17 protein-coding genes are annotated in these 24,330 nt (G+C 73.8%); 10 read left to right on the top strand and 7 right to left on the bottom strand.

Features of this window, described 5'->3' with window-relative positions; genetic code table 11:
- The first annotated feature begins 19 nt into the window (after positions 1-19).
- The 3 genes from QHG49_RS05225 to QHG49_RS05215 all read left to right on the top strand — a co-directional run bounded on the left by QHG49_RS05225 (position 20) and on the right by QHG49_RS05215 (position 4,758).
- On the top strand, positions 20-1,084 hold the full coding sequence (locus QHG49_RS05225; RefSeq protein WP_159706731.1) for an NlpC/P60 family protein: 1,065 nt from the start codon (positions 20-22) through the stop codon (positions 1,082-1,084).
- Between the two features lie 41 nt (positions 1,085-1,125).
- Positions 1,126-3,030, top strand: coding sequence for a glycosyltransferase family 39 protein (locus tag QHG49_RS05220; RefSeq protein ID WP_301487385.1), 1,905 nt, complete (start codon positions 1,126-1,128; stop codon positions 3,028-3,030).
- 114 nt (positions 3,031-3,144) lie between these two features.
- Positions 3,145-4,758 (top strand): phospholipase D-like domain-containing protein, encoded by a 1,614-nt coding sequence (locus tag QHG49_RS05215; protein WP_301487383.1) that lies wholly within the window; start codon positions 3,145-3,147, stop codon positions 4,756-4,758.
- A gap of 488 nt (positions 4,759-5,246) precedes the next feature.
- Here the strand turns inward: QHG49_RS05215 and QHG49_RS05210 are convergent, their stop codons facing one another.
- Together QHG49_RS05210 and QHG49_RS05205 are read right to left on the bottom strand one after the other, a co-directional pair.
- Positions 5,247-6,323, bottom strand: coding sequence for a PleD family two-component system response regulator (locus tag QHG49_RS05210; RefSeq protein ID WP_201300715.1), 1,077 nt, complete (start codon positions 6,321-6,323; stop codon positions 5,247-5,249).
- A gap of 376 nt (positions 6,324-6,699) precedes the next feature.
- On the bottom strand, positions 6,700-7,308 hold the full coding sequence (locus QHG49_RS05205; RefSeq protein WP_145487301.1) for a TetR/AcrR family transcriptional regulator: 609 nt from the start codon (positions 7,306-7,308) through the stop codon (positions 6,700-6,702).
- Between the two features lie 137 nt (positions 7,309-7,445).
- On the opposite strand from QHG49_RS05205, the gene QHG49_RS05200 reads away from it, so the two are divergent.
- On the top strand, positions 7,446-8,897 hold the full coding sequence (locus tag QHG49_RS05200) for an amidase (protein ID WP_301487382.1): 1,452 nt from the start codon (positions 7,446-7,448) through the stop codon (positions 8,895-8,897).
- 27 nt (positions 8,898-8,924) lie between these two features.
- Here QHG49_RS05200 and QHG49_RS05195 read toward each other — a convergent pair whose 3' ends face one another.
- On the bottom strand, positions 8,925-9,560 hold the full coding sequence (locus tag QHG49_RS05195; RefSeq protein WP_301487381.1) for a molybdopterin-dependent oxidoreductase: 636 nt from the start codon (positions 9,558-9,560) through the stop codon (positions 8,925-8,927).
- 177 nt (positions 9,561-9,737) lie between these two features.
- Between QHG49_RS05195 and QHG49_RS05190 the strand changes: the two genes are divergently transcribed.
- A complete protein-coding gene (locus QHG49_RS05190; RefSeq protein ID WP_301487380.1) occupies positions 9,738-10,430 on the top strand; it encodes a M24 family metallopeptidase in 693 nt (230 codons plus the stop codon).
- On the opposite strand, the gene QHG49_RS05185 is transcribed toward QHG49_RS05190, so the two are convergent.
- Positions 10,403-13,150 (bottom strand): molybdopterin-dependent oxidoreductase, encoded by a 2,748-nt coding sequence (locus QHG49_RS05185; protein WP_301487379.1) that lies wholly within the window; start codon positions 13,148-13,150, stop codon positions 10,403-10,405. The two genes, QHG49_RS05190 and QHG49_RS05185, sit on opposite strands and share 28 nt — an antisense overlap.
- The gene (locus QHG49_RS05180) at positions 13,147-13,959 is read right to left on the bottom strand and encodes a xanthine dehydrogenase family protein subunit M (protein WP_301487378.1); all 813 of its coding nucleotides are present in this window, start codon (positions 13,957-13,959) and stop codon (positions 13,147-13,149) included. The genes QHG49_RS05185 and QHG49_RS05180 overlap by 4 nt, the downstream gene beginning before the upstream one ends.
- Before the next feature lie 213 nt (positions 13,960-14,172).
- On the opposite strand from QHG49_RS05180, the gene QHG49_RS05175 reads away from it, so the two are divergent.
- Positions 14,173-15,807 (top strand): PucR family transcriptional regulator, encoded by a 1,635-nt coding sequence (locus QHG49_RS05175; protein ID WP_301487377.1) that lies wholly within the window; start codon positions 14,173-14,175, stop codon positions 15,805-15,807.
- Positions 15,808-15,981: 174 nt separating this feature from the next.
- Here the strand turns inward: QHG49_RS05175 and QHG49_RS05170 are convergent, their stop codons facing one another.
- Together QHG49_RS05170 and QHG49_RS05165 are read right to left on the bottom strand one after the other, a co-directional pair.
- Positions 15,982-16,668, bottom strand: coding sequence for an ABC transporter ATP-binding protein (locus QHG49_RS05170; protein WP_301487376.1), 687 nt, complete (start codon positions 16,666-16,668; stop codon positions 15,982-15,984).
- Positions 16,665-17,750 (bottom strand): ABC transporter permease, encoded by a 1,086-nt coding sequence (locus QHG49_RS05165; RefSeq protein ID WP_301487375.1) that lies wholly within the window; start codon positions 17,748-17,750, stop codon positions 16,665-16,667. The genes QHG49_RS05170 and QHG49_RS05165 overlap by 4 nt, the downstream gene beginning before the upstream one ends.
- 169 nt (positions 17,751-17,919) lie before the next feature.
- Here QHG49_RS05165 and QHG49_RS05160 point away from each other — a divergent pair, with 169 nt between their 5' ends.
- From QHG49_RS05160 to QHG49_RS05145, 4 genes are all read left to right on the top strand, one after another.
- A complete protein-coding gene (locus QHG49_RS05160) occupies positions 17,920-18,201 on the top strand; it encodes a hypothetical protein (protein WP_301487374.1) in 282 nt (93 codons plus the stop codon).
- Between the two features lie 165 nt (positions 18,202-18,366).
- Positions 18,367-20,538, top strand: a complete 2,172-nt coding sequence (locus QHG49_RS05155; RefSeq protein WP_301487373.1) for a DEAD/DEAH box helicase — start codon at positions 18,367-18,369, stop codon at positions 20,536-20,538.
- Positions 20,539-20,807: 269 nt separating this feature from the next.
- Positions 20,808-22,376: an SDR family oxidoreductase gene (locus QHG49_RS05150; protein ID WP_301487372.1), complete on the top strand. Its 1,569-nt coding sequence runs from the start codon at positions 20,808-20,810 to the stop codon at positions 22,374-22,376.
- Between the two features lie 569 nt (positions 22,377-22,945).
- Positions 22,946-24,322 (top strand): deoxyribodipyrimidine photo-lyase, encoded by a 1,377-nt coding sequence (locus QHG49_RS05145; protein WP_301487371.1) that lies wholly within the window; start codon positions 22,946-22,948, stop codon positions 24,320-24,322.
- The last annotated feature ends 8 nt before the right edge of the window (positions 24,323-24,330 follow it).

Here is a 24,330-nt window from a genome sequence, read left to right as displayed (position 1 = left end):
CCCTCCAGGAGGTCCGACCATGCATCCTGAACGCACCGGCAACCGCGGCCGCCCTACCCGCCGCGCCGTACTCGGGACGATCGCGGGCGTGGCGGCTGTCGGGGTGGCGGGCGGCTTCGGGTACGACCGCCTCGCCCACGGCGGTGGCGGCGGCGAGGGTGCCACGGGCTCGCGCGGCCGGGCGGGCGGCCCCCACAGCTTCGAGCGGCTGACCGGCCCCGGCCGCACCGTGGTCCGGGACGCCGACGGCGCCACCCTGGCCACCTTCACCGACGGCGCCCGTACCGCCGTACTGACCGGGCCCAGCCGTACCTTCAGCGAGCCGCGCACCACCACCGCCACGCTGACCACCAACGCCTGGGTACGGGTGCTGCCGCACACCTGGCAGCAGGGCGCGGAGAAGTCCGCCTGGTTCACGCCCTGGTTCACCAAGACGCTCGGTGACTCCGGACCGGACGTGTTCGCGGTGGCGTTCGAGTACAGCAGCGCCGGGGCACCGGACAAACGCGACTCCTCCGGTGTGCGCTACGCGGGCACCGCGCACTTCGGGCCACGCAACCAACGGGTCGCCAACCCGCTGGACTTCGCCTTCCACGACGAGCAGTCCGACTTCTACGACTACCTGGGCGTCCCCTGGACCTTCGCCGACGGCACCCGCGTCCAGCCCGAGCAGGCCCGCTACGGCGACGTCGACTGCTCCGGGTTCCAGCGGCTGCTGTGGGGCTACCGCATGGGCATCCCGCTGCACAACACCAACACCAAGGGCGTCGGCCTGCCGCGCCGCGCCTTCGCCATCGCCGCCTACGGCCCCGGCCTGACGGTGATCCCCGACAAGGGCCGCCAGCCGACCGAGCTGAGCGCCCTGCAACCCGGGGACCTGGTGTTCTTCGCCATCATCAAGGACCAGCCGAACTTCATCGACCACTGCGGTATGTACCTGGGCCTGGACGACCAGGGCCGGCACCGCTTCTACTCCAGCCGCTCCGCCGCGAACGGCCCCACCATGGGCGACCTCTCGGGGCACTCCCTGCTGGACGGCACCGACTTCTACGCCCGCGGCTTCCGAGCGGCCCGCCGCCTGTGAACCCGCCGCCCCACCCGAACGCCGATCCGAGGACCACTGCCATGGCCACCACCCCCGCCGCCCAGCCCACCGGGGCGCGCCCGCTGCACCGGCCGGACGAGCCGCCCGCCGGCCGGCCGGACGCGGCGCCGCGCTGGGAGCGTCCGGCGCTCGCCGCGGTGCTGGTCGCCGCCGCGGTGCTGTACTCCTGGGGCATCGGGCACGCCGCGCTCCACCCGTTCTACGGCGCGGCGATACGGTCGATGGCCGAGGGCTGGCGCGCCTTCTTCTTCGGCGGGCTCGACGCGAGCGGTTCGATCACCATCGACAAACTGCCCGGTGCCTTCTGGCCCGGTGCCGTCTGCGTGTGGCTCTTCGGCCCGCACACCTGGGCGGCGGCGCTTCCGCAGGTCGTCGAGGGCGTGCTCACCGTATGGCTGCTGCACCGGATCGTACGGGTGTGGGCCGGGCCGCTCGCCGCGCTGATCGCCGCGCTGGCGCTCACCCTCACTCCGGTCACCGCGGCCCTCAACCGGGCCACCATCCCGGACACCGCGCTGACGCTGCTGCTGGTGGCGGCCGCGGGTGCGTTGCAGAAGGCGGTGCGCACCGGCCGGTTGCTGCCGCTGATCACCTGCGGGGTCTGGGTGGGTCTCGCCTTCCAGGCCAAGATGCTCCAGGCGTGGCTGGTGCTGCCGGTGTTCTGGCTGGTATACCAGCTCGCGGCGCCGGGCACGCCGGTGCGGCGGGCGCTGCGCTCGCTGCTGGCCGGGGCGGTCGCCCTGGTGGTGTCCTGCTCGTGGACACTGCTCGCCTGGGCGACCCCGGCCGCCGACCGCCCTTACCTGGACGGCACCACCGGCAACAATCCCTTCGCCCTGGTCTTCGGCTACAACGGCCTGAGCCGGTTCACCGGGGACTCCACCGCCTTCGGTGCCGTCGCGAGCACCGCCGCCAGCCGCACCACCGGCAACACCGGCTGGTCGATGCTGGTCAACCACACGGTCGGCCCCCAGATCGCCTGGCTCCTGCCGCTCGCCGCGGCCGCCGCGGTGCTGGGCGTCGTCTGGCGCGCCGGGCAGCCGCGCACCGACGCGCTGCGCGCGGGGTTCGTCCTCTGGGGCGGCTGGCTCGTGGTGCACGCGCTGGTGTTCAGCGTCTCCAACGGCAACCACGCCTACTACACCGCCGTCATCGCCCCGGCCCTGGCCGCGCTGGCCGGCGGCGGGTTCGCGCTGTTGCGCACGGAGTACGAGGCGGGCGGGCGGCGGCGCGCGGTGCTTCCGGCGGCGATCGTGGTCACGGCGCTGTGGGCGCTGGTGCTCGACCTGCCCACCGGGTTCGTGTCCTGGCTGCTGCCGGTCGCCGTGATGCTCGCGCTGTGCGGCGCGGTGGGGCTGTGGTCCCGGGGGCCCCGCACCTCCCCGCGGATGGTGAACGGCGCGCTCGCCGCCGGGGTCGCGGCGACGCTGGTCGTACCGGCCGGGTGGGCGCTGTCCACCCTGGACCCGCTCTACGCGGGCGCCTCCACCTCGCCGATGGCCGGCCCGGTGGGCAACGCGTACGCCGAGGCGCTGCACAACCACCGGACCGTGGTCCGGGTCGGCCTCGGCCGGCCGAGCGCCCGCGACCGGGCCCTGCTGAGCTATCTCACCGAGCACCGCCACGGGGAGCAGTACCTGCTCGCCACCCAGGCCGCGTACACCGCCGAGCCGTTGCTGCGCGCGGCGCCGGAACCCGTGCTCGTCATGGGCGGCTTCACCGGCAACACCCCGTTCCCCGCGGCCCGGCAGCTCATCACCCTGGTGACGACCCACCGGCTCCGCTACGTCCTGCTCACCTCCCGGCGCCCCGCCACCGCCGACACGGCCTGGGTGAAGTCCCACTGCGCACGCGTCCGCCCCACGGCGTACGGCCGCCACACGGACGGCAGCTTCAAGCTGTACGACTGCGCGCCCAACTCCTGATCGAACCCGGTACGGAGGTGTCAGGCACTCCACGCGCCGGAGGTGTCACGGTGTCGTCCGCCGGGACACCTCCGTCGGCCGGAGGCATGGCCTCCCACCTGGTAATTTCTGTAGATGATCATTTCGCTTCGCTTATCCCGGCCGGCCCGGGCCGCTCTCATCTCCGCTCTCGCCCTGACCGTGCTGCCCGCCTCGCCCGCCACCGCCGCCGACGCGGCCACTCCTCATCTCGACGCCGTGGAGCGCACGTTGCGGGAGGTCTCGCCCGGCCTCGAAGGGGAGGTGTGGGAGCGGACGGCCGGCAACCGGCTCGACGCCGGGACGGACGATCCCGCCGGCTGGCTGCTCCAGACGCCCGGCTGCTGGGGTGACGCCGGCTGCCGGGACCGCGTGGGAACCCGGCGGCTGCTGGCCAAGATGACCGAGAACATCTCGCGGGCGACGCGCACCGTCGACATCTCCAGTCTGGCGCCCTTCCCGGACGGCGCCTTCCAGGACGCCGTCGTCGCGGGTCTGAAGTCGTCCGTGGCCTCCGGACACCGGCTCAAGGTCAGGGTCCTGGTCGGAGCCGCGCCGGTCTACCACATGACCGTGCTGCCCTCGAAGTACCGGGACGACCTGCGCGACAAGCTGGGCCCGGCCGCCGACGCCGTCACGCTGAACGTCGCCTCGATGACCACGTCGAAGACCGCCTTCTCCTGGAACCACTCCAAACTCCTGGTCGTGGACGGCGAGTCCGCGATCACCGGCGGCATCAACGACTGGAAGGGCGACTACCTCGACACCGGCCATCCGGTCAGCGACGTCGACCTCGCCCTGACCGGTCCCGCCGCCGGGACGGCCGGGCGCTACCTGGACCGGCTGTGGGGCTGGACCTGCCGCAACAAGGCCAACCCCGCCAGCGTGTGGTACGCCGCGTCGGGCGGATCGGACTGCATGGCCGCGATGGAGCGGGACACGAACCCCCGCGCGGTCCCGGCCACCGGCGACGTGCCGGTGATCGCCGTCGGCGGACTCGGCGTCGGCATCGAGGACTCCGACCCCGCCTCCACCTGGCGGCCGGCCCTGCCCGCCACCGCCGACACCCGGTGCGTGGTCGGCCTGCACGACAACACCAACGGGGACCGCGCCTACGACACGGTCAACCCCGAGGAGAGCGCGCTGCGTTCGCTGATCTCCAGCGCGACCCGGCACATCGAGATCTCGCAGCAGGACCTCAACGCGACCTGCCCGCCGCTGCCCCGCTACGACACCCGCGTCTACGACGCCCTCGCCGCCAAGCTCGCCGACGGCGTGAAGGTCCGGATCGTCGTCAGCGACCCCGCCAACCGTGGCGCCGTCGGCAGCGGAGGCTACTCGCAGATCAAGTCCCTCTCCGAGGTCAGCGACGTGCTGCGGGACCGGCTGGCCCGGATCACCGGTGACGAGACCAGCGCCGGGGCGGCACTCTGCTCCAACCTCCAGCTCGCGACCTTCCGCAGCTCTTCGAGCGCGCGCTGGGCGGACGGGCATCCCTACGCCCAGCACCACAAGCTGGTCTCGGTCGACGGCTCGGCCTTCTACATCGGCTCGAAGAACCTCTACCCGGCGTGGCTGCAGGACTTCGGGTACATCGTGGAGAGCCCCGGCGCGGCCCAGCAGCTCGACGCACAGCTGCTGAGCCCTCAGTGGACCCACTCGAAGGAGACCGCGACGGTCGACTACGAGCGGGGCGTGTGCCACATCTGACGCCCCGTCCGTTCGCGGTGACGGAACCTTCAGCTCCGAGGCCGCGAACGTCAGCGAACTCACCGGAGCACCGAGGCCGATCGTCATACAGGTACTCGGGGGCCGCCCCAGCGGATGTCCGTAGCTGTCCCGGGACAGACCGACGACGCGGGCGACACGGACGCCGAGCCTCGTCAGGGCGCCGGAGGTCGTCCCCTGGCGCGTGGGCGGAAACACGGTGCCCCAGCACAGGCCGAGCGAACCGGTGCCGGGAACGGTGCTCGGCGTTCCCCCCGGTGACCCGGCAGCCGTCCTGTCGCACGCGGTCCCCTGGACGGCGTCCGCGGTCCTGGTTCGACGGTCTTCCGGCCCTTATCGTTTTGGAACGCGGCTCTCAACGGGGGTAGAGCCGACACCTTAGAGGTCGGCACTCCGGGGACGGGTGTGTCCACCGCTCTCTGCGCGGTGGACACACCCGGAGCAGTGCTCCGTTCCTGCCGACGCGGGGTCTACCGGTTGTGCCGCTCCAGGTGGATGGAGGTGAACACGGCGACCTTGGCGCGCAGGGCCCAGGGGTCGAAGGGCTTGCTGATGTAGTCGACGGCGCCGGCCGCGTAGCCGCGTGCGGAGTGCTCGGAGCCGAGGCCCATCGCGGTCAGGAAGATGATGGGGATGTCCCGGGTCCGGGAGCGGCGCTTGATGTGGGCGCAGGTCTCGTAGCCGTCCATCTCCGGCATCTGGACGTCCATGATGATGACGGCGAAGTCGTCGTGGTCGAGGAGGGCCTTGAGGGCTTCCCGGCCGGAGGAGACGGTGACGAGTTCCTGTTCGAGCGTCGCCAGGACCGCCGTCATCGCCAGCAGGTTGTCCGGCTGGTCGTCGACGATGAGGATCTTGGGCATGCGCTGACGTCCCGGCGGCAGGGGGGCCGGGGCGGACTGCTCGACGGCCTCCAGCTGGCGTTCGAGCAGGTCGCAGCGGCTCTCCGCCGCGGCGCGCTGGGCCTGTGCCTCCTGGAGGGCCGCCCCGAGCCGTTCGACCTCCAGCTGGAGTTCGTCGCGTTCCTGGATGAGCCCGTAGACATCCGGATGCGCGTCCGCGAGCTCGTCCGCCCGTTTCCGTTCCGCGATGCGGTCGGCCTCCAGCTGGTTGAGCCGCGTCTCCAGGTCGGCGATGCGCTGGGTCCGGTCCAGCAGCGCGTCGCCGAGGACGTCACCGCGGACGCTGGACCGCCGGGAGACATGGTCGGCGTCGGCCAGCTGCTGCTCCAGGATCTCCACCGCGTGCTTGGGCGAGGACGCGGCGTCCACGGCCGATCCGTACAGGCCCCGCACCAGCTCGATGGCCTCGGTGGTGACGGCGGTGCCGCGATGCTCGGCGACATCGGTGAAGAGATCGTTGATCACCCCCCACGGGGGCAACCGGGTGCCGTTCAGATAGCGGGAGACCGTGCCGGGGTCGAGTCCGCGCCGGGCCGCGTACCGGCGCACGGACACATGAAGGCTCTCGAACAGCTCGCGCAGCGCCTCGGCCAGGGCCCGGGAGGCCTCGTTGAGGTCGTCTCCCAGGGGCCGTAATTCACCCATGGTCCGCCCCCGTGGCCGTCATCCCGCTTCTCGCCGTACCGGCGGGCAGAGGTGGCGCAGTCGGTCTCGGCGGTAGCAGGGGGTCCGGGTCCATCAAGTCCTCCATTCGTCCGAACCAGGATGGAGGAAGCCGGGAGCGTTGCGGCCCACGAATCAGCGGCGGGCTCCAACGAGGGCCTGTTGCGCGGGCGTTGTCGCCGTTCGCCGTGAAGTCCCCGGCAGGTCAGGGGCATTGGGGTGGCGGCCGTTGCCGGAGTGTTGCTCCGCAACGCTCTCGACGGCCGACAACACGGGCAACGCCCGCAACCCTCGCAACGCCCGCAACGTCGGCAACAGGGAGGGGACCGCGTACCGTTGCGTCCCGTCGCGCGGCTCCTCAGGAGGCGGGCGCAGAGGCCGAGTGGCGGTCCAGGAGGGCCTCCACGATTCTCATGAGCCGTTCACCCGCGTGCTCGACGCATCCGTTCTGGGCGCTCACCTGGGCCCCTTCGAGGATGAAGGTGATCTCCGCCGCCGCCTCGTCCGGAGCGGGCAGCCCGGCCCGTGCGCACAGATCGGTGAGCCGGCGCAGCTGCCCGGCCTTGTGGGTCTCGATCAGCCGGCGTGCCGGGTGCGCGCGGTCCGGCAGTTCGGCGAGCGAGTTGATGAACGGACACCCCCGGTGCGAGATCTCGGGAAGCCCGTCGGCGATGAACCGGGCCATCCCCAGGATCTGCTCCCGGGGCTCGTCGGGGTGCGCGTCCGCCAGCCGGTCGAACACGGCGGTGTAGTCGGCCGCGACGATGCGCAGCCACTCCTCGACCAGCGCGTCCTTGGTCGCGAAATGCCGGTACAGCGCCATCTTGGTGGTCTTGGCGCGGTCGGCGATCGCCTGGACCCCCACCGCCTTGATGCCCTCGCGGGAGAAGAGTTCCTCCGCCGCGTCGAGGATCCGTTCCCGCGGGGGCAGCTTGGCCACCCTGCTCTGCCTGCTGGCTCTGTCCATGGTCGCCGTACGGCTCCTCGTCGGTCCCGGTGGGCGGTGCGCCGCCCGATCCCAATGCTACGGTACCGATCAGTCCCGGACGATACCGCTCGGTATCGTCCGGGACTGATCGGTACCGTTTTTCTGAAGGGACGACCATGAAACTCTCCGAGTACGTGAGCTACGACGGCATCGGCCTGGCCGGCCTGGTGGCGCGCGGCCAGGTGACCGCCACGGAACTCGCCGCGACCGCCCAGGCGGCGTACGACGCGGTGAATCCGCAGCTCAACGCCGTGGTCGAGACCTGGCCCGCCCAGGACATACCGGCTCCCGGCAGCACGCCGCTGGCGGGGGTGCCGTTCCTGATCAAGGATCTCGCGGTCGCGATGGCCGGCCGGCGGCTGGAGCTGGGCAGCCGTATCGCGGCGGGGAACGTCGCCGGGGCCGACTCCTCGCTCATGGCGCGCCTGCGCCGCGCCGGGCTGGTGACGCTCGGCCGCACGGCGACTCCGGAGTTCGCGTACAGCACCACCACGGAAGGCGTCCTGTACGGCGCCACCCGCAACCCCTGGGACCCGGCCCGCAGCCCCGGCGGCTCCAGCGGCGGCTCGGGGGCCGCCGTCGCCGCGGGCATCGTCCCGATCGCGCATGCCACCGACGCGGCGGGCTCCATCCGGGTCCCCGCCGCCGCCAACGGCCTGTTCGGGCTGAAGCCGACCCGGGGCCGGATCTCCATGGGACCGGACACCGACGAGGTCTTCAACGGGCTCGCCGTCCACGGCTTCCTCAGCCGCTCGGTGCGCGACAGCGCCGCGCTGCTGGATCTCGTCCAGGGCCCCGAGGCCGGTGACCCCTACGCGGCCCAGCGGCCGGAGCGGCCGTACGCACAGGAGATCACCCGTTCCCCGGGCAGTCTGCGGATCGGCCTCCTCACACGGCCCTGGGGCGGCCGGGCCGTCGACGGCGCCATGGTCGACGCGACCCTCCGTGCCGCGCGACTGGCCGAGTCCCTGGGGCACCGGGTGGCGGAGGCCGAGGTCGAACTCGGCATCGGCTGGGAGGAGTTCGTCCTCGCCAACGCCCGTCTCTGGAGCACCAACCTGGTGACGTGGATCGACGGCTTCGCCGCCGCCTTCGGGCGCCCGATCGACCTCACCACCCTCGAACCCGAGACGCTCGCCAGTTACGTCTACGGACGGCAAGTCAGCGGCGCCGAGTTCGTGGACGCGCTCGCGATGCGCAACAGCGTCGCGCGCGCGATCGGCCGGTACTTCACGGAGTACGACCTGCTGCTCACCCCGACCCTGCCCGAACTGCCCGTCCCCCTCGGCACGTACGCCGGGAGCGCCGAGAGCATCGACGGGCTCGGCTGGCTCGAACGGGTCTTCCACCGCTCGCCGTTCACCGCCGCGTTCAATGTCGCCGGCACCCCCGCCATGTCCGTCCCCCTGGAGACGGACCCCGCCACCGGGCTCCCCATCGGCATCCAGTTCGCCGCGGGATACGGCCGCGAGGACGTCCTCTTCCGTCTCGCCGGGCAGCTGGAACAGGCCGCTCCCTGGGCGGGGCGCACCCCCGCCGTGTGGGCGGGCGGCCATCACGGCGCCTGACCGCGCTCCCGCCTGCCGGGCACGGCGCTAGGAAGCCGGTCGGTGCGGTCCGTCGGCGTCCTCCTCCAGGTAGGAGTAGCGCTGCTGCTTCCAGGGGTCGGCGATGTTGTGGTAGCCGCGCTCCTCCCAGAAACCGCGCCGGTCGGCGGTCATGTACTCGATGCCGCGCAGCCACTTGGCGCTCTTGTAGCCGTAGAGATGGGGGACGACCAGGCGCAGGGGGAAGCCGTGTTCGGCGGTGAGCGGCTCACCGTTGTGGTGGGTGACCAGGAGGGTCTCGGGTGAGGAGAAGTCGCTCAGGCGCATGTTGGCGGAGTAGCCGTACTCCGCCCACGCCATGACATGCCCGACCCCGGGCGCCGGCGGGACCAGCTCCAGGACGGCCGCCGCGGGGATGCCGTACCACTCGTGGTCGGTGGAGGTGGGGCCGCTCGCGCAGTGCAGATCGGCGACGACGGTGGTGCGCGGGAGGTCGGCGAGGCCGTCGAAGGTCCACTCGTGCGTCTCACCGGAGGCGGTGGCGCCGAAGACGCGCAGGTTCCAGCGCTCGGGGCGGAAGCGGGGGACCGGTCCGTAGTGTGAGACCGGCCAGCCGTGCACATGCCGTTGCCCGGGGGGAATGCGACCGGAGACACCGGCCGCGGGGGGAGGCGATTCGGCCACGGACCGCGCCCTTTCTCGTCATCTCGTCCTGTTGTCCTACGTCCCTTGCAGCGTAGGCGCTCACCTCTGGTGATGCCCGGCAGCGCGCGGGGAGCGGCGGACGCCCCGCCCCTGGCCGGCGGGAGAACCGAGCCGGCCGTCGCGGCCGGGGACGGTCCGGCTGTTACCTTCGGCGCCATGGCGGATGACGAACCCACGCGCGCGGCGCGACTGCTGGACGCCCAGGCGAAGGCCGAGCGGCTCTTCGTGGAGATCGAGGAGCGCGGACTGATCGCGCCGGGAGAGGGGGAGCGGGCGGTCAGCGACCGCGTCCGGGACCTGGCCAACGAGCTGTTCGGCACGACCCGGCACTGGCACAAGCGGATCATCCGCTCCGGACCGAACACGCTCAAGCCGTACCGGGAGAACCCGCCGGACCGGGTGATCGGCGCGGACGACATCGTGTTCGCCGACTTCGGGCCGATCTTCGAGGAGTACGAGGCCGACTTCGGCCGGACCTTCGTCCTCGGCGACGACCCGGTCAAGCACCGGCTGCGGGACGACCTGCCGAAGGTCTTCGCCGCGGGCCGCCGCTTCTTCGAGGCCGACCCGGACATCACCGGCGAGCGGCTGTACGCCGAGGTGCGGCGGCTGGCCGCCGAGGCCGGGTGGGAGCTGGGCGGCTGGCACGCCGGACATCTGGTGGGCGAGTTCCCGCACGAGCGGATCGACGGCGCGGACGTGGAGTCGTACATCGCCCCCGCGAACGAGACCCCGCTGCGGCGCACGGACAAGGCCGGGCGCCGCTGCCACTGGATCCTGGAGATCCATCTCGTTGACCGGCAGCGAAAGTTCGGGGGCTTCTACGAGGAGCTGCTCACCCTCGGCTGACCCGTCACCCCGGCCCGGTGCAGGGCGAGCCACACCCGGTCGCGGGTCAGCGGGAGTTCGGTGAAGCGGAGGCCGGTCGCGTCGCGCAGCGCGTTGGCGAAGGCGGGGGCGACCGGGTTGAAGGGGCTCTCGCTCATGGACTTGGCGCCGAGGGGGCCGATGGCGTCCGCGGTCTCCGTGAAGTGGACCTCGGTGCGCGGGACATCGGCGTACTGGGGGAGCCGGTACCGGCGGAACGCGGCCGTCTCGACCTCGCCGTGCCCGTCGATGCGGACGTTCTCGAAGAGCGTGGCCCCGAGCGCCTGCGCGACCCCGCCCTCCACCTGGCCCCGGCACTGCATCGGGTTCATGACCTTGCCCGCGTCGGCCGCGTGCACACTGCGCAGGATCCGTATCTCGCCGGTGCCGGGGTCCACGGCCAGCCGGAACCACTGGGCGTTGAAGGCGACCGAGCGCGGGGTGCCGCCGAAGTGGCCGTCCGCGGCGCACTCGACGCCGACCGCGCGGGCGGCCGCGTACAGCTCCTTCAGCGGCAGCCGCCCGCCCGGGTGCAGGACGGCCTCCTCCGCCAAGTGGCAGTCGCCACGCGGCACATGGAGGTGGGCGGCGGTGAAGTCGAGAAGCAGGTCGGCGAGGGCGCGGGCGGCCCGCAGCGTGGCCTTGCCCGCGACCACCACACCGGTCGAGGCGAAGGCGCCGGTGTCGTGGCGTACGACGTCCGTGTCGGACTGCCGGACGGCGATCCGCTCGACGGTGGTGGCCAGTTCCCCGGCCGCGATCTGCCGGTGCACGGTGGTGGTGCCGTTGCCGAACTCGGCGGTGCCGACGGCGAGATCGAAGCCTCCGTCCGGCAGCAGGGCGGCGCGGGCGTCGGCGATGTGGCCGCCCGGCGGGCCCGTGGCGATCATGGCCAGGGCCGCGCCCTCGCCGACCAGCCAGCCCTCGGGCGCGGGCTCGCCCCGGGGTTCCGTCCGGGCGCGGCGGACGATGCCCAGACACTGGTCGAGGCCGTAGCCGGCGATGTGCAGGTCCTCCTCGTGGCCGCCCGGGCTGAGCATCGGCTCGCCGGGGCCGATGATGTTGCGTGCCTTGAACTCCAGCGGGTCCAGGCCGAGTCGGCGGGCGAGTTCGTCCAGCGCGGACTCGACGGCGAACATGACCTGCCCGAGGCCGTAGCCGCGGAAGGCGCCGGCCGGGACGGTGTGCGTGTAGACGGCGTAGGCGTCGACCTTCTTGTGCGGGGCGCGGTAGACGGCCGTGGACTCGCCGACGCTGTGGAACATCACCGCCGGGCCGTGGTTGCCGTACGCGCCCGTATCGGAGACCACCCGCAACCGGAGCGCGGTGAGGGTGCCGTCGCTCCTGGCACCGGCCTTCACACCGATGGTGAAGGGGTGCCGGGTGGTGGCGCCGTAGAACTGCTCGGCGCGGGTGTACTCCAGCTTCACCGGACGCCGCAGCCGCAGCACCGCCAGCGCGACGATGTCCTCGACGAGCATCTCCTGCTTGCCGCCGAACCCGCCGCCGACCCGGCCCGCGACGACCCGGACCCTGTCGTGCGGGAGGCCGTAGAGGGCGCACAGGGCGCGGCGGGTGAGGAACGGGGTCTGGGTGCTGGACCGGACGTTCAGCCGGTCGTCCTCGTCGAGCCAGGCCACCGCGCCGTGCGTCTCCAGGCTGGCGTGCTGCACGCGCTGGGTGGGGAAGGTCGCCTCGTACACGGCGTCGGCCGCGGCGAAGCCTTCCTCGACGTCGCCGATCTCGCCGTGCGCCTCGCCGACCACGTTGTCCCGGGGGCGGGCGATCCGGGCCGTCACCGGGTCCTTGTCGTGGACGACCGGGGCGCCCGGCCGCATCGCCTCCTGCGGATCGAGGACGGCGGGCAGCACCTCGTACGCGACCTCGATCCGCCGGCAGCCCTCCTCGGCCGCCGCCTCGCTGTCCGCCACCACGGCGGCGACCCGCTGGCCGACGTACCGGACGGTGTCGTCGAGGACGCGGGTGTCGTCCGGGTCCTCCTCTGGGTGTTCGTGGCGGGCGGTGGAGAAGTGCCGTGCGGGAGCGTCCTCGTGGGTGAGTACGGCGTGCACGCCGGGGACGCGCAGGGCGGCGGCCGTGTCGATCGCGGTGACGCGGGCATGGGCGTGCGGGGAGCGCAGCAGCTTCATGTGCAGCAGGCCGGGGACGTCGATGTCGAAGGTGTAGCGGGCGGTGCCGGTGACGACCTGGGGTCCGGCCGGGGCGGGCAGGTTGCGTCCGACGGACTCGCCCGCGCCGGGAGCCTCCACGTGCTTGATCCCGCGTACGGCGTCCTCGATGGCCCGGTAGCCGGTGCAGCGGCACAGATTGCCCTTGAACGCCCGGGGCAGGTCGGCGAGTTGGTCCGCGTCCAGCGCGGCCGTGGTCATCAGGTACCCGGCGGTGCAGAAACCGCACTGGAAGCCCTGCGCGTCGAGGAACTTCCGCTGTACGGGATGGAGTTCGCCGTCCGGCGCGGCCAGGCCCTCCACGGTGGTGACCGCCCGGCCGTCGGCGCGGAAGGCCGGGTAGAGGCAGCTGTGGACGGGCTCGCCGTCGACGTGGACCGTGCAGGCACCGCAGTCCCCGGCGTCGCAGCCCTTCTTCACCCCGAACCAGCCGCGTTCGCGCACGTAGGTGCGCAGACACTGGCCGGGGCGCGGCTCCTCGTCGTGGACACGGCCGTTGACCTCGATGTTCATCCGGTCACCTCTCTGCGGATCTCCTCCGCGAACCGCAAGGTCATATGGCGCCGCCACTCGGGCAGCCCGTGGATGTCGTCGAACCACTCGTCGTCCGCGACGGCCGAGCCGATGGCCGCCCGCAGCGCCCCGGCGGACGGCGGCAGCGGGAACCAGAGCCGCACCGGCCGGACGGTCGACGCGGTGACGGTGAGCGCGAGGGAGCCGTCGACCGGGTCCAGCGCGCCGATGACCAGCACCCCGGAACGGCCCAGCCCGTACAGCGACGCCTGCCGGAACGCCGTACGGCAGGACAGGGCGCGGGCCGGCAGCGTGACGGACCGCAGCAGCTCGCCCTCGGCGAGGTCCTTGCGGCCCGCGCCGGTGACGAAGTCGGCGACGCGCACCTGACGGAGGGCGCCGTCCTGGGCCAGCAGCAGGCACCGGCCGTCCAGTGCGGCGGTGAGGGAGATCATCGGCCCGGCCGGGAGGGCGTTGCAGAGATTGCCGCCGACGGTGGCCATGTTCCAGATCTTGAAGGAGGCCAGGAAGGCCCGGCAGCACTGCTCGAACAGCGGTGCCGCCCGCGCCGTGAGCTGTTTCGCGAAGCGGGACAGCTGGGCGATGGTGCAGGTGGCGGCGATCTCCAGCGAACCGTCCGCGCGGAGTGCCACCGGGGTCCAGCCGGTGCGGCTCAGGTCCACCAGGCGCCGCAGGTGCGGCTGGGGCTCGGAGAAGAGATACGTGCCGCCGCCCAGCCAGGCGTCGCCCGGCCGCCAGGGCGCGGGGGTCCGGGCGTCCCGTACCTCGGCCACCGTGTTCAGGTCCATGACCGTCAGTGAAGCAACGCGGCCCGGCCGGGACGACTGGTTCACCACACGGAAACGCGGACTTTTCCGGGCCGATCCATGGAGGATCAACCAAGAGGCATACCGCCCGTCCCGTCTGGCATTTACCATGCGATCACTCGCATTCGCCTGGTGAATGCGAGGTGCCGGGCGCATGCCCCGTGCCCGGCCGCCGCACAGGGAGCCAGCGCACGTATGCACGTCGAACACCTCCTCGGGGACGAGTCCCTCGGCCTGCGTCTGCTGTGGGCAAAGAGCGCGTTGCTGCGGCGGGAGATCAACGGGGTGACCGTCACCGATCTGGAGGACCCCGCCCGCTTCGTCCGGCCGGGCGAGGCCGTGCTCAGCGGACTGGTGTGGTGGACGCCGGAGGCCGGCCGGGACAAGGCCGAGCGGTTCGTCTCCGCGCTGCGGGACGCCGACGCCGCCGTGCTGCTGGCGGGGGAGGAGACCCACGGCTCGGTCCCGGACGAGCTGATCGAGGCATGCTCGCGGCACGGCATCCCGGTGGCCGGGGTCCCGGCCCATGTGATGTTCCGGGCCGTCACCGAGACCGTCTATCTCCAGCAGTGGGGCGAACTGAGCCGCCACCACGCGCTGCCGGAGTACGTACGGGGGCGCCTCAGCCGGCTTGTGGCCCGCGACGCCGGTCCGCAGGAGATCGTCGCGACCGCCTTCGCGCACCTCGCGGACGGGGCCGTCGCGCACGTCCTCACCGCCGCCGGCCGTACCGTCGCGGCGACCGCGGGCGCGGACGTCCTGCCCGCGGCCGAGGCGGTCCGAGTGCTCGCGGACGGCGGTGGGGTCGCGGTTCCCGTCGACTCGGACGCCGCGTCCCCCTACGAGCGCTGGTACCTCCATCTGCCCGACCCCGCCGCCGCGCCACCCCGCCTGCTGTACGAGGTCGCCGCGCTCCTCGGCCGCAGCCAGGCGTCGCACGCACTGCTCCGGGCCACCGCTCATCGGGCGGCCGGGGAACTCGGCGCGCTGCTCGCCGCGGACGAGGCCGACGCGGTCGGCATCGAGGGCGCGCTGCGGGCGTGCGGGCTGCCCGCCGACGGGCCCTACCGGGTCCTGGCCGCCGCCACCGGCACACGGGCGGAGGGCATGGCGGAGAGCGCGCTCGCGGAGGTGCTCGCCGGTGTGGGTGCCGGGAGCGCGGCGGTCGGGTGGCTGCCGGACGGCACCGTCTTCGCCGCCGTACCCGAAGCCGCGACGGGGGACGTCACGACCACCGGAGCCGGAGCCGGAGCCGGAGCCGGGGTCGGGGTCGGAGCCGGGGTCGGGCTCGGGCTCGCGCTCGGCGAGGTGTGGTCGCGGGTCGCCGCGTGCGGGCGGCCCCTGCCGCTGCACGGCGGAACCGGCTCCCCGGCGACGGACCTCCGGGACCTGCCCAGGGCGCTGGCCGAGGCCCGCTACGCCCTGGCCTCCGCGCGCAGCACCGCGCCGGACGCGTCACTCCTCACCGACGCCAGGACGCTCACCAGCCTCGAAGCCCTGCTGACCGGGGTTCCGGCACAGGTACGCGCCGCGTACACCCGCTCCGTCCTCGGACCACTGCTCGACATCCGCGGCACCTCCGCCATACCGCTGCTGGAGACCCTGACGACCTTCCTCGCCTGCGACGGCTCCTGGGCCCGCACCGCCGAGGCCCTGCATCTGCATGTCAACACCGTCCACTACCGCATCGGACGGATCGAGCGCCTCACCGGCCGCGACCTGTCCCGCCTCACCGACCGCCTCGACCTGTGGGCCGCCCTGCTGTGCCGCACCGACGCGGGTGTCACCGGTGACCGACGCGCGCATTCGTCGCCGTCACGCGCGCGGTGAGCGTGACACCGACCGCGAGCCACGGCTGCGGGAAGGGCCCGATCGCGGTGGGGCGTGGCGGCCGAGGCAGCCGCCCGGGCGCCGGGTGAGGCAGGCGTTCCCGTGCCGACCGGGGCGGCCGTCCCGGTGCCGGGTGAGGCCGACCGCCCGGTGGGGCACGGCGCGCGCCCCGGGTCACTTCGCGGGCCTCGGCACCGGCGCGAGCCGCCCGTCCCGGACCTCGGCGATCCGGTCGGCGACCCCGAGGTGGGCGCGGTCGTGGGTGACCAGGACGGTGGCGGTGCCCCGTTCCTGGGTGAGCCGGGTGAGCAGGTCGAGGACGGCGGTGCCGCGTTCGTGGTCCAGGGCGCTGGTGGGCTCGTCGACGAGGAGGACGGTGGGGTCGTTCATCAGGGCGCGGGCGATGTTGACGCGCTGGCGCTGGCCCCCGGAGAGCTGGTGGGGGCGGCGCCCGGCCTGGCCGGTGAGACCGACCGCGTCGAGGAGCGCCATGGCCCGGCCGCGCGCCCCGGCGGGGGAGCGGCCGTCGAGGTGGGCCATCACCTGGAGCTGCTCGACGGCGGTGAGGGAGGGCAGCAGATGGGGCTGCTGGAAGACGATGCCGATCCGGCCCCGGCGCAGCTCGGCCAGCTCGCCCCGGCTCAGTCCGGTGGTGGGGGTGCCGTCGATGGTGACGGTGCCGGTGTCCGGCGTGATCAGGGTGGCGGCGACGGCCAGGAGGCTGGACTTGCCGGAGCCGGAGGGCCCGACCACGGCGGTCAGGCTGCCCCGGGGCACCTCCAGGCCGACCCGGTCCAGAGCGGTCAGCCGGGTGTCGCCGTCGGGATAGGTGAGCGTGACGTCGCTCAGACACAGGCTCATCGGGCGCTCCCCAGAGCGGTCAGCGGGTCGACGGAGGTGATGCGGCGGACGGACAGCGCGGCCCCGAGAACGCCGAGTACGACCGTCACCGCGGCCGGGACCAGGACGGTGCCGGGGGAGAGGACGAAGGGCACGGCACCGCCCACGACGAGGGCGCCCAGGGCGGCGGCGGTGCCGGTGCCGAGCAGGGTGCCGCCGACGAGCAGGACGACGGCCTGGCCGAGCGCGTCCCTGAGCAGGTGGCCGGTGGCGGCGCCCAGGGCCTTCAGCACGGCGACATCGGCGCCGCGCTGGATGGTCCACACGGTGAAGAAGGCGCCGACGACCAGCGCGGAGATGGCGAACAGGAAGCCGCGCATCAGCTGGAGGGAGCCGTTCTCGGAGGTGTAGGAGCCGATCGCGGACAGCGAGTCGGCGAGGGAGACGGTCCTGGTCCCGGCCCGCCGGTCGACGGCCGCGAGGTCGGCGCCGGAGGTGGTCAGGGCGAGGACGGTGGCGGCCGGGCGGCCCCCGTCGCCGGCGGGCGGCGCGGTCCCGCGCCAGACGTCGAGGCTGGTCCAGACGACCGGGGTGTGGCTGAAGAAGGAGTCGCCCCGGACCGCGGCGACCGTCAGCCGCCGTCCGGCGAGGGTGAGGGAGTCGCCGGCCGTCACGCCGAGTCCGTCGGCGGCCCCGGTGGAGAGCACCACCGTACGGTCGTCGAGCCCCACGCCGTCCGGGGCGAGGCGGGAGCCGGGCCGGACACCGAAGGCGGCGACCCCGGTGCTCCGGTCCCCGGCGGTGGCCTTGGTGGCGCTGATCCCGAGCGGTTCGGCGCGCTCGACACCGGGGGCCCCGGCCCACTGCCGCCGCTGGGCCTCGGTGACGGTGGAATCGGCGTACGACAGACCCTGGCCGCGGGCGGGGGCCTGGAAGGCGATCTCGGTGGCGGGCAGTCCCGTGATCGCCGAGACGTTCTGCCGGCCCAGTCCGGCCGTCAGCCCGGACAGCAGCCCGACCAGCAGGGTGATCAGTACGACGACGGTTCCCATCAGGGCGAAGCGCCCCTTGGCGAACCTCAGATCTCTCCAGGCGACGAACACGGCCTCGGCTGTCCTTCCGGCGGTGAAAGCGGGGCCCTCACCGTCGCCGCCGCGCCTCCCTGCGCGCGTCCGGCGCAGGACGGCACTTCACGGGCCGGAAGGCGGCGGCCGGGTTGCACCTTTCGACAGAGGCCGGCGGTCCGGTGGCTTCCGTAGCCTGGGAGGCACTGTGAACACCGCTTCCCCCGCCCCGACCCCGACCACCCGGGCCCTGTCCTGGTGCCTGCACCTGCTGGTCCTCGGCCTGCTCACGCCGGCCGCCTGGCGGGCCGTCGCCGAGGACCGGAGCGCCGCCTGGCCGGTCGTCGGCGTCGCCGTGGCCTGCGCCGGGGTGTACGCGGCCGGGCCGCTGCTGCCCCGCGTCCGCCGCTCCCGGCGGGCCGCCGCGCTGTGGCTCGCCGCGGTGGGCGCCGTACGGCGGCGGTGGCGGCGGCGATGGACCTCGGACTGATCCGGCGTTGACCGGGGGCGTATGCCGCAGGATTCCGGGTCGGGTCGACGACCCACCACACCGCTTCCCGACTTCCGCACACCCCTCTCCACCCCCCACCACAAGGGCATCCCTTATGTTCCTGGAGGCGTGTGAGGTCGGTTGTCAGGAGTGGGGGCGGCGAGGGTGGGGTACGACGGGCGGGAGGCACTCGCGGGCGGGGTGCGGCTGTACGAGGCGGCGCGGGCGGTGGCCGGTGACCACGCCAGGGCGGTCGAGGCGGTGCGCGCGGCGCTGAAGCCGATCCAGGACGCGCTGGTCAAGAAGGAACTCGACGCGATCCCGGTCGCCCGGCTCCAGGACGTCACCGAGGGACGGCTGCGGCTGGGCAACGTCGACAGGAGCGGTCTGCGCACGGTCGGCGAGGTCCTCGAAGCGGGGCCGTACCGGCTGCGGCAGATCCCCGGCGTCGGACAGCGCACCGTCGACCAGATGCTCGCCGCCGCCCGACGGCTGTCCGAGGCCGTGCACGAGACGGTGGCCGTCCATATCGACGTCGACCGCCCGGAACCGGCGACCACCGCACTGGTCGAGGCCCTGCACGTACTCGTGGAAGCGGGCCCCGCGGCCCGGCACACGGTGGACCGGGCCGCCACCCTCTCGGCACGCCTCGGCCCGCTGCTGACCGACGCGAAACCCGCCGCCGGACGGTTCAGGATGCTGCTGGCCGGGCGGGAGAAGCGCGCCCGCGCCCTGGCCGCCCTCGCCGAGATCCGCTCACTCGTCGCCGAGGCGGAGACCGCGGGGCTGCCCGAATCGCTGGCCCAGACCTCGGTGGACCTGCTGCGCGGCACCTCCTCCGACATCGCGGCCCGGGTGGACTTCGAATTCCGCTCCGCCGAGTACTACGGTCTGCTCGCGGAGATCTCCGGGCGTCAGCCGGACGCGGCCGCCGCCGAGGGTTTCCTGCCGGAGGAGGTCGCCGAGCGGGTCCGCACCCAGCGGCTCACCGAGGAACACCGGCGTGTCTCCCTGCGCGGCTACCAGGCGTTCGGCGCGCGCTTCGTCCTCGCGCAGCGCAAGGTGATCCTCGGCGACGAGATGGGCCTCGGGAAGACCATCCAGGCCATCGCCGTACTGGCACACCTCGCGGCCGAGGGGCAGAGCCACTTCATGGTCGTCTGCCCGGCGAGCGTCCTCGTCAACTGGACCCGGGAGATCGAGGCCCGCAGCACCCTGCGCGTGACGGTGCTGCACGGACCCGACCGGCACGAGGCGTTCGCCGACTGGGAGGGGCGCGGCGGGGTCGCGGTGACCACGTTCGACGCGCTGCGCGGATTCCCGGTGCCGGGCGGCGGCGAGGTCGGACTCCTCGTCGTGGACGAGGCGCACTGCGTGAAGAACCCGAAGGCCAAGCGGTCCCAGGCCGTGGCCGGCTGGTCGGAGCACTGCGAGCGGGCCCTGTTCATGACCGGAACTCCCATGGAGAACAGGGTCGTCGAGTTCCGCAACCTGGTCGGGATGCTGCACCGTGAGATAGCGGACTCCCTGGGAGAAGGGGACGCGCCGGCCGGCTCCGTGGCCTTCCGCAAGGCCGTCGCCCCGGTCTATCTGCGCCGCAACCAGGTGGACGTACTGACCGAACTGCCCAGCCTCCAGCAGACCGACGAGTGGGAGGAACTCAGCGCCACGGACGAGGAGGAGTACCGGGAAGCCGTGCGCGACGGCAACTTCATGGCGATGCGCCGGGCCGCCTACATGCGCCCGAAGGGGTCGGCCAAGCTGGACCGGCTCCGCGAGATCGTCCGGGAGGCCGGCGAGAACGGACAGAAGACCATCGTCTTCTCCAACTTCAAGGACGTCCTGGGCGTGGTGCGCGACGAACTCGCCCCGGACGCCGCCCTGTTCGGGCCGCTCACCGGAAGCGTCCCGGCCGCCCGACGCCAGCGGCTCGTGGACGACTTCGCCGCCGCGGCCGGCCCCGCGGTGCTCCTCGCGCAGATCCAGGCGGCCGGGGTCGGCCTCAACCTGCAGGCCGCGTCCGTCGTCATCATCTGCGAACCCCAGATCAAGCCGACCATCGAGCAGCAGGCGGTGGGCCGCGCCCATCGCATGGGGCAGGTCAGACCGGTACGGGTGTACCGGCTGCTCGCCACCGGCGGCGTGGACGAACGCCTGGTGAAGCTGCTCGCGGCCAAGACCCGCCTGTTCGACGCCTACGCGCGCCGCAGCGCCGTGGCCGAGGCGACCCCGGACGCGGTCGACGTGTCGGACACCGAGCTGGCCCGCCGGATCGTCGAGGAGGAGCAGGCACGGCTGGGCGTGACGGACGAGAGCCCGCTGCAACCCAGCGAGTGACCGAGGGGCCCGTCCGAGCCCTGCGTACGTCACCCGAGGGGCCCGCCCGAGACCTGCGTACGTCACCGAGGGGCCCGCCCGAGACCCGCGTACGTCACCCGAGGGGCCCCGTCCGAGTCCTTCGTACATCGCCCGCAGGGTTCGGGGACCTTCGTACATCACCCGGTCGGCCCACACCCCAGGCGCGTCGCCCCACGCGCGCGCCACGCTGGAGTCAGCCGGGAGCGCGATCCGACGCACCGGGAGACGAGCGTGGACGGGGCGGATCCGTGGCGGACGAGACAGGGGACCGGGACGCGCGCGAGGACGGTTCGCCGGCCTGCCTGGTGACCGGCGCCAGCGGATACATCGGCGGCCGGCTCGTACCGGAACTGCTGGACGCCGGGTACCGGGTGCGCTGCCTGGCCCGCACCCCGCACAAGCTGCGCGACCACCCCTGGGCCGACCGGGTGGAGATCGTCCGAGGCGATGTCACGGACGCCGGCTCGGTGGCGCGGGCGATGGCCGGCATGGACGTGGCCTACTACCTGGTGCACGCCCTCGGGACCGGCCGCGACTTCGAGCGCACCGACCGGCGGGCGGCCCGCGTCTTCGGCGAGCAGGCCCACCGGGCCGGGGTGGGCCGCCTGGTGTACCTCGGCGGGCTGACCCCGGCCGGGGTGCCCGAGCGCGAGCTGTCGCCGCATCTGCGCTCCCGGGCCGAGGTCGGCCGCATCCTGCTCGACTCGGGCGTGCCGACCGCCGTGCTGCGCGCCGCCGTCATCATCGGCTCCGGATCCGCCAGCTTCGAGATGCTGCGCTACCTCACCGAACGGCTGCCCGTGATGGTCACCCCGCGCTGGGTGCGCACCCGGATCCAGCCCATCGCCGTCCGGGACGTACTGCGCATCCTGGTGGGCTGCGCGCGGCTGCCACGGGACGTCAACCGGCCCTTCGACGTCGGCGGCCCCGAGGTGCTCACCTACCTGGACATGATGCGGCGCTACGCCGCCGCCGCCGGGCTGCCCAAGCGGGTGATCCTGCGGGTGCCGGTGCTCACGCCCGGCCTGTCCAGTCACTGGGTCGGGCTGGTGACCCCGGTCCCGGCCGCCATCGCGCGCCCGCTGACCGAGTCGCTGCGGCACGAGGTCGTCTGCCACGAGAACGACATCGAACGGTACGTGCCGAGCACGCCCGGCCGGCCCCTCGGCCTGGACCGGGCGCTCGCCCTGGCCCTCCAGCGGGTCCGCGAGGCGCAGGTCGTCACCCGCTGGTCCTCCGCCGCCGTACCGGGCGCCCCGAGCGATCCGCTGCCCACCGACCCGGACTGGGCGGGCGGCAGCCTGTACACGGATGTGCGCGAACGCGAGGCGGACGTGCCGCGCGAGGCGCTGTGGCGGGTGGTGGAGGGCATCGGCGGGGAGAACGGCTGGTACTCCTTCCCGCTGGCCTGGGCGGTACGCGGCTGGCTCGACCGGCTCGTCGGCGGGGTGGGCCTGCGCCGGGGCCGCCGGGACGCGCGGCGGCTGCGGGTGGGCGACTCGCTGGACTTCTGGCGGGTGGAGGAGATCGAACACGGCCGGCTGCTGCGGCTGCGCGCCGAGATGCGGCTGCCGGGCCTGGCCTGGCTGGAGATGCGGGTGGACGACGGCGACGCGGGCGTACGGTACCGGCAGCGGGCGCTGTTCCATCCCCGCGGGCTGCTCGGCCACCTGTACTGGTGGAGCGTCTCGCCCTTCCACGCGGTCGTCTTCGGCGGCATGGCCCGCAACATCGTGCGCGCCGCCGCCCGCACCCAGGACGACGACCGACGCCACGACCACGACCCGACCCCGACCGGCCACACCACCTCCCGCTGAGCCCGGCCCCCGGCCCCGACCCGCCACCCGGCCCTGACCTGGCGCATGGTCCTGTCCCGGCGCCCGGCTCTGACCCGGGCGCCCCGGGTCCTGACCCGGCGCGCGGTCCCGGACTGCCGCCCGGTCTGACCCGACCTCCGGCCCTGACCTGTCACCCGGCTCTGACCCGGCGCGCGGCCCCGGACTGCCGCCCGGTTCTGCCCCGGCCCCCGGCCCTGACCCGGCGCGCGGCCCCGGACTGCCACCCGGTTCTGACCCGGCCCCCGCCCTGACCTGCCCTCCGGTTCTGACCCGGCGCCCGGTTCTGCCCCGGCCCCCGGTTCTGACGCGGCGCGCGGCCCCGGACTGCCGCCCGGTTCTGACCCGGCGCCCGGTTCTGACGCGGCGCGCGGCCCCGGACTGCCGCCCGGTTCTGACCCGGCGCCCGGTTCTGACCCGGCCCCCGGCCCCGACCCGGCCCCCGGCCCCGATCCGCCCCGAGCCACCACCCCGCCCCGAACGGGCGACCGGTCCCGCCGCGCCGTCGTGGGATCGTGCCACCGCCACCCCCCGCGCTTAGGCTGACCGCCATGTCCGTCTCGGTCGTCCTGTTCACCTCCGACCTGCGTCTGCACGACCATCCGCCGCTGCGCGCCGCGCTGGCCGACGCCGACGAGGTCGTCCCGCTGTTCGTCCGCGACCGCGCCGTCGAGGCGGCCGGGTTCGCCACCCCGAACCGCTCCGCCTTCCTCGCCGACTGCCTGGCCGACCTGGACGCGTCCCTGCGCGGGCGCGGCGGACGGCTCGTGGTGCGCTCCGGCGACCTGGTGGCGCAGGTGTGCGGCGTGGCGGCGGAGGCGGACGCCGGCGAGGTGCACCTGGCGGCCGCGCACAGCGCCTTCGCCACGCACCGGGAGGACCTGCTGCGGCGGGCGCTGGAGGCCGACGGACGGCGGCTGCTCGTGCACGACGCGGTGACCGTGGCCGTACCGCCCGGCGAGCTGACCCCGGCCGGTTCCGACCACTTCGCGGTCTTCACGCCGTACCACCGGCGCTGGGCCCAGGCGGGGCTGCGCGCGCCGCTGGCCGTCCCGCGCCGGATCCGCGTGCCGGACGGGGTGAAGGGCGAGGAGCCGCCCGCCCGGAAGGATGTCACCGGCGTCTCGCCCGCCCTGCCGGCCGGCGGCGAGAGCGAGGGCCGCAAGCGGGTGAGCGCCTACTGGCGCACGGGCCTGGACGCCTACGACGACACCCGCGACGACCTGGCCGCCGACGCCACCTCCCGGCTCTCCGCGCATCTCCACTTCGGCACCCTGTCCCCGGTGGAGCTGGTCCAGCGGGCCCGCCGCCACGGCGGTCCGGGCGCCGAGTCGCTGGTACGGCAGCTCGCCTGGCGCGACTTCCACCGCCAGGTGCTCGCCGCCCGCCCGGCCGCCGCCCGCGCCGACTACCGCACCAAGGGCGACCGCTGGCGCACGGGGCAGGCCGCGCGCGCCGACATCGAGGCGTGGCGGGAGGGCCGTACCGGCTATCCGGTGATCGACGCGGCGATGCGGCAGCTGCGCCACGAGGGCTGGATGCACAACCGGGCCCGGCTGCTCACCGCGTCCTTCCTGACCAAGACGCTCTACGTCGACTGGCGGATCGGCGCCGACCACTTCCTGCACTGGCTGGTCGATGGCGACATCGCCAACAACCAGCTCAACTGGCAGTGGGTCGCCGGTACCGGCACGGACACCCGCCCCAACCGGGTCCTCAACCCCGTGGCCCAGGCCCGGCGTTACGACCCCGACGGCGGCTACGTGCGCCGCTGGGTGCCCGAACTCGCGGACGTCGCCGACCGGTTCGTGCACGAGCCGTGGCAGCTGCCCGGCGCGGAGCGTGCCGCACTGGACTACCCGGAACCGGTGATCGCGCTGTCCGAGGGCCTGGACCGGTTCCGCCGGGCCCGCGACCGGGGGAAGTGACCGCCTCC

Origin of the sequence: Streptomyces sp. WP-1 (genome assembly GCF_030450125.1) — a bacterium.
Lineage (GTDB): Bacteria > Actinomycetota > Actinomycetes > Streptomycetales > Streptomycetaceae > Streptomyces > Streptomyces incarnatus.
This window is presented reverse-complemented; position numbering and strand designations above follow the sequence as displayed.